We start from the raw sequence: 4,897 nt of genomic DNA on the forward strand, positions 1-4,897 counted from the left end.
CGCCCGGGCTTCGCCGGCGTTGGAGTAGTCCGGCGAGGCCAGCATCGCGTCGGCGATCTCACGCATCCACGCGCCGTCCAACCCGATGGCGGGGTCGAGCAACACCAGTCCCGCGATTCGGCCGGGATGGGCGGCGGCCAGATGCATCGCGACCGCGCATCCGAACGAATGCGCCACCACCACGACGGGGTCGTCGGCCTGATGCTCGAGCAGCTCGGCCAGCGCGGCAACGTTGGCGTCGATTGTCCACGGTGCTGCCCACGATGACCTGCCGTGCCCGATCAGATCGGGTGCGGCGACGGCGATTTCGGGCAGGTGCTGGCTGGCCAGCGTTTCCCAGCGCTTGCCGTGCCCGGTCAGCCCGTGCAGCGCCAGCAGTCGTACGGGACCGATCGGGCCGAAGCGGTGCACGTGCAGGCGGGTCACGCGTTGAATGGTGCCAGCCGGGCGGTCACCCATCGTCGGCCGGGCCGACTTGTCGGACCCTCGTGGTGTCATTCCCGCTATGTCTTACCGCTGGGGCCCGGAGGCCCGCACTGTGCTCGATCCCGATCTGCGCGGGATGGTGCGCGTACTCGGTGGGCCGGGAACGGGTAAGAGCTCGTTGCTGATTGACGTCGCGGCCACGCGCATCCACGCGGGCGCCGATCCGGGATCCGTATTGCTGCTGACCGGTTCGGGCCGCATCTCGGCGCAGGCGCGTAGCGCGCTGACGGCGAAGCTGCTCGGCCCCCAGAACATCGGTGCCCGCCCCGCGGTGATCCGGGAGCCGTTGGTGCGCAGCGTGCACAGCTACGCGTTCGCCGTGCTGCGGCTGGCGGCGCAACGCGCCGGAGGGCCGCCGCCCAGGCTGGTCACCAGCGCCGAACAGGATGCGATCATCGCCGACTTGCTGGCCGGCGAGATCGCCGACGGTCCCGATGCGTCGACGCCGTGGCCGGCCGAGTTGCGAGCGGCCCTGGGTACTGCCGGTTTCGCCGCCGAATTGCGTTAGCTGCTGACCCGTTGCGCCGAGCGTGGGGTCGATCCGCAGCAACTCGAGCGTTTGGGGCGGCTGTCAGGTCGTCCCGAATGGGCGGCCGCCGGCCGGTTCGCGCGTAACTACGAGCAGGTGATGCTGCTGCGCGCGGCCGTCGGGACGGCAGCTCCGCAGGCGACGACTCCAGCGGTGGGCGCGGCCGAGCTGGTCGGGGCCGCACTCGAAGCGTTCGCCGTCGATCCCGAACTGCTGGCGGCCGAACGCGCCCGCATCGGCGTTCTGCTGGTTGACGATGCGCAGCAACTCGATCCGCAGGCCGCCCTGCTGGTGCGGGTGCTGGCTGCCGGTGCGGAACTCACGCTGCTCGCCGGTGACCCGGACCAAGCGGTATTTGGCTTCCGCGGCGCTGAGCCGACGGCGCTGCTGGGGGAGGTTCCCCCGCAAGCGGGAGGTGCCCCCCCACCGGCGGTCACCTTGAGGATGTCGTACCGCTGCGCTCCTGCCGTAGCGCGGGCCGTGTCCGGCATCGCCGGGCGCCTTCGCGGCGGCGGCGGAATCGAGGGCACCGGAGACGATTCCGGTTCGGTGCTGGTCAAACTCGCCGCGTCAGCCAATACCGAGGCCGCGATGATCGCCGACGTGCTGCGTCGCGCGCACCTCGTCGACGGCGTGCCGTGGTCACAGATGGCTGTCGTCGTCCGGTCGGTGCCGCGCGCGGCGGCCGGCCTGCCGCACGCACTGGCCCGGGCCGGTGTTCCGGTGGCACCGTTGGCGGTCACTGGCCCGCTGGCTGCGCAACCCGCGGCGCACGCGCTGCTGACAGTGCTGGCCGCCACCGCCGACGGGCTGGACGGCGAGCAGGCGCTCGCGCTGCTGACCGGCCCGATTGGTCGCGTCGATCCGGTTTCGCTTCGCCAGCTGCGACGGACGTTGCGCCGAGCCGAAATCGACGGATCCTCAAGGGAATTCGGTGACCTACTGGTCGAAGCGTTAAACGGCGGTTCGTCGGCGCGGCTGGCCGCGGCTCAGGCCAGGCCGCTGCAGCGGGTCCGCGCGGTGCTGGATGCCGCCGCCGGCTCGCATCGGCGGGGGGAGGACCCGCGCTACACGCTGTGGGCGGCCTGGCATCGCTCTGGTTTGCAGCGCCGTTGGCTGACCGCGTGCGAGCGCGGTGGCACATCCGGTGCGCAGGCCGGCCGCGACCTGGACGCGGTGACGGCATTGTTTGACGCCAGCACCGAGTACCTGTCGCGCACGGCCGGTGCGTCACTGCGCGGGCTGATCGACCACCTGGTCACTCAGCAACTGTTGGCGACGGGGCCCGAGCCGGCGGCCGCCGCCGAGCAGGTCGCGGTGCTCAGCGCGCACGCGGCGATCGGCCACGAGTGGGATGTCGTGGTTATCGCAGGACTGCAGGAAGGGTTGTGGCCCAACACGATTCCCCGCGGTGGAGTGCTCGGCACACAGCGGCTCCTGGACGTGCTGGACGGGGTTGCCGGGAACGCGTCGATGCGGGCACCGCTGCTCGCCGAGGAGCGGCGACTGCTGGTGGCCGCGATGGGCCGGGCACGCCGGCGGTTGATCGTGACGGCCGTCGACGGGGAGGCGAACGGCGACGACGAAGCCAGCATGCCGTCGCCGTTCTTCGCCGAGATCGCGCAGTGGTCCACCGGGTCCGCCGACGCCGCGCTGCAGCCGGTGACGTCGCCGCGAGTGCTATCGGCGACTGCGGTGGTCGGTCGGCTGCGCGGCGTGGTGTGCGCGCCGCAAGGCGTGGTCAGCGACGCGATGCGGCACTGCGCGGCAACACAATTGGCTCGCCTGGCCGCGGCAGGCGTGCCGGGCGCCGACCCGGCCGGCTGGTATGGCATGTCACCGGTCAGTACCACCGAACCGATGTGGAGCGGCGACGACCACGTCGTCACGCTGACCCCGTCGAGCCTGCAGACGTTGACCGACTGCCCGCTGCGCTGGCTGGCCGAACGACACGGCGGGACCGATCCCCGCGATCTGGGGTCGACGGTCGGTTCGGTGCTGCACGCGCTGATCGCCGAGCCGGCCGGCGGCGAGGCTGAGCTGCTGGCCGCCCTGGAGCGGGCATGGCAGCAGCTGCCGTTCGAATCGCAGTGGTATTCGGCCAACGAGCTGGCTAGGCATCGGGCGATGATTGAGACGTTCCTGGCCTGGCGGGCGCAAACTCGCGGCGAGCTCACTGAGGTCGGCGTCGAGGTCGACGTCGACGGTGTCCTCGACGGCAACGTGCGGCTGCGCGGCCGGGTCGACCGGATCGAACGCGACGCCGCGGGCCGGCTGGTGATCGTCGACGTCAAGACCGGCAAGACACCGGTCAGCAAGGACGATGCGCAGCGGCACGCCCAGCTGGCGGCCTATCAGCTCGCGGTGGCCGAGGGCCTGGTGGCCCACGGTGACGAACCCGGCGGCGGGCGGCTGGTTTACCTGGGGAAGACCAGTGCGGCAGGCGCCACCGAACGCGAGCAGGACCCGTTGACACCCGAAGCGCGTCAGGAGTGGCGTGATCGCATCCGCGACGCGGCCGATGCGACGGCCGGACCGCAGTTCGTCGCCCGAATCAACGACGGCTGCGCGCATTGCCCGCTGCGGCCAAGCTGCCCCGCCCACACGGGTATCGACGGAAAGGGTTCGCTATGACCGTCCTGGCACCGGCGTCAGCACGCTACAGCCCCAGCGAATTAGCAAGCGCACTCGGTCTTTTCGAGCCCACTGCGGAACAGGCGGCGGTCATCGCCGCTGCACCGGGACCGCTGGTGGTCATCGCGGGCGCGGGCGCCGGAAAAACCGAGACGATGGCGGCACGGGTGGTGTGGTTGGTGGCCAACGGCTATGCCGACCCGGGTCAGGTGCTGGGTTTGACTTTCACCCGCAAGGCGGCCGGACAGCTGCTACGACGGGTGAGGTCCAGGCTGGCCCGGCTCGACGGCACCGGATTGATCGTCGGCGCCCAGCCCAGTCTGCCGGTCGACGAGCCCGGTGGTGCGCCGGTAGTCGGCACCTATCACGCCTTCGCGGGCCAGCTGCTGCGCGAATACGGTTTGCTCTCAACGGGTGTGGGGCACGCGCCGATCGAACCCGACACCCGGCTGCTCAGTGAGACTGAGCTCTGGCAGCTGGCCTTCGACGTCGTCAACGCATACTCCGGTGAGCTGCGCACCGAGAAGAACCCGGCCGCAGTCACCGCGATGGTGCTGCGGCTGTCGGGTCAACTCGCCGAGCATCTGGTCGACACCGACCAGCTCCGCGATACCCATGTCGAGCTCGAACGGCTGGTGCACACCTTGCCCGCCGGCCCGTACCAGCGGGACCGCGGGCCGAGCCAGTGGTTGCTGCGAATGCTGTCCACCCAGGCCGAGCGCACCGAGCTGGTACCGCTGATCGACGCCCTGCACCGGCGGATGCGGGCGGAGAAGGTGATGGACTTCGGCGGCCAGATGGCCTCAGCCGCGCGGTTGGTCTCGGCGGTCCCGCAGGTCGGTGAGCAGTTGCGCAGCCGGTACCGGGTGGTGCTGCTCGATGAATACCAGGACACCGGATACGCCCAGCGCGTTCTATTGTCGTCGCTGTTCGGCGGAGGCGTCGACGAGGACCTGGCGTTGACCGCCGTCGGCGACCCGATCCAGTCCATCTATGGCTGGCGCGGCGCTTCGGCGACCAACCTGCCGCGATTCACCACCGACTTCCCGCTGCCCGACGGCGGCCCGGCGCCGGTGTTGGAGCTGCGGACCAGCTGGCGCAACCCGCCGTCGGCCCTGCACGTCGCCAACGCCGTCTCGGCGGAGGCGCGACAACGATCGGTGGCGGTGCGCGCGCTTCGCTCCCGCCCCGACGCCGAACCCGGCACGGTGCGCTGCGCGCTGTTGGCCGACGTGCAGGCCGAACGGG

2 protein-coding genes and 1 pseudogene are annotated in these 4,897 nt (G+C 71.1%); 2 read left to right on the forward strand and 1 reads right to left on the reverse strand.

Going from position 1 to position 4,897, the window contains the following annotated elements; all coding sequences use genetic code 11:
- A partial coding sequence (locus tag VN856_RS15575) for an alpha/beta fold hydrolase (protein ID WP_325690555.1) occupies nt 1-459 on the reverse strand: 459 nt, incomplete at its 3' end.
- Nucleotides 460-505: 46 nt separating this feature from the next.
- Between VN856_RS15575 and VN856_RS15580 the strand changes: the two are divergent.
- Both VN856_RS15580 and VN856_RS15585 read left to right on the forward strand, forming a co-directional pair.
- Nucleotides 506-3,649, forward strand: a pseudogene (locus VN856_RS15580) (ATP-dependent helicase).
- A partial coding sequence (locus VN856_RS15585; RefSeq protein ID WP_325690553.1) for an ATP-dependent helicase occupies nt 3,646-4,897 on the forward strand: 1,252 nt, incomplete at its 3' end. The pseudogene VN856_RS15580 and the gene VN856_RS15585, both read left to right, overlap by 4 nt.

This window comes from Mycobacterium sp. (assembly GCF_035603715.1).
In the GTDB taxonomy this organism is placed as follows: Bacteria; Actinomycetota; Actinomycetes; order Mycobacteriales; family Mycobacteriaceae; genus Mycobacterium.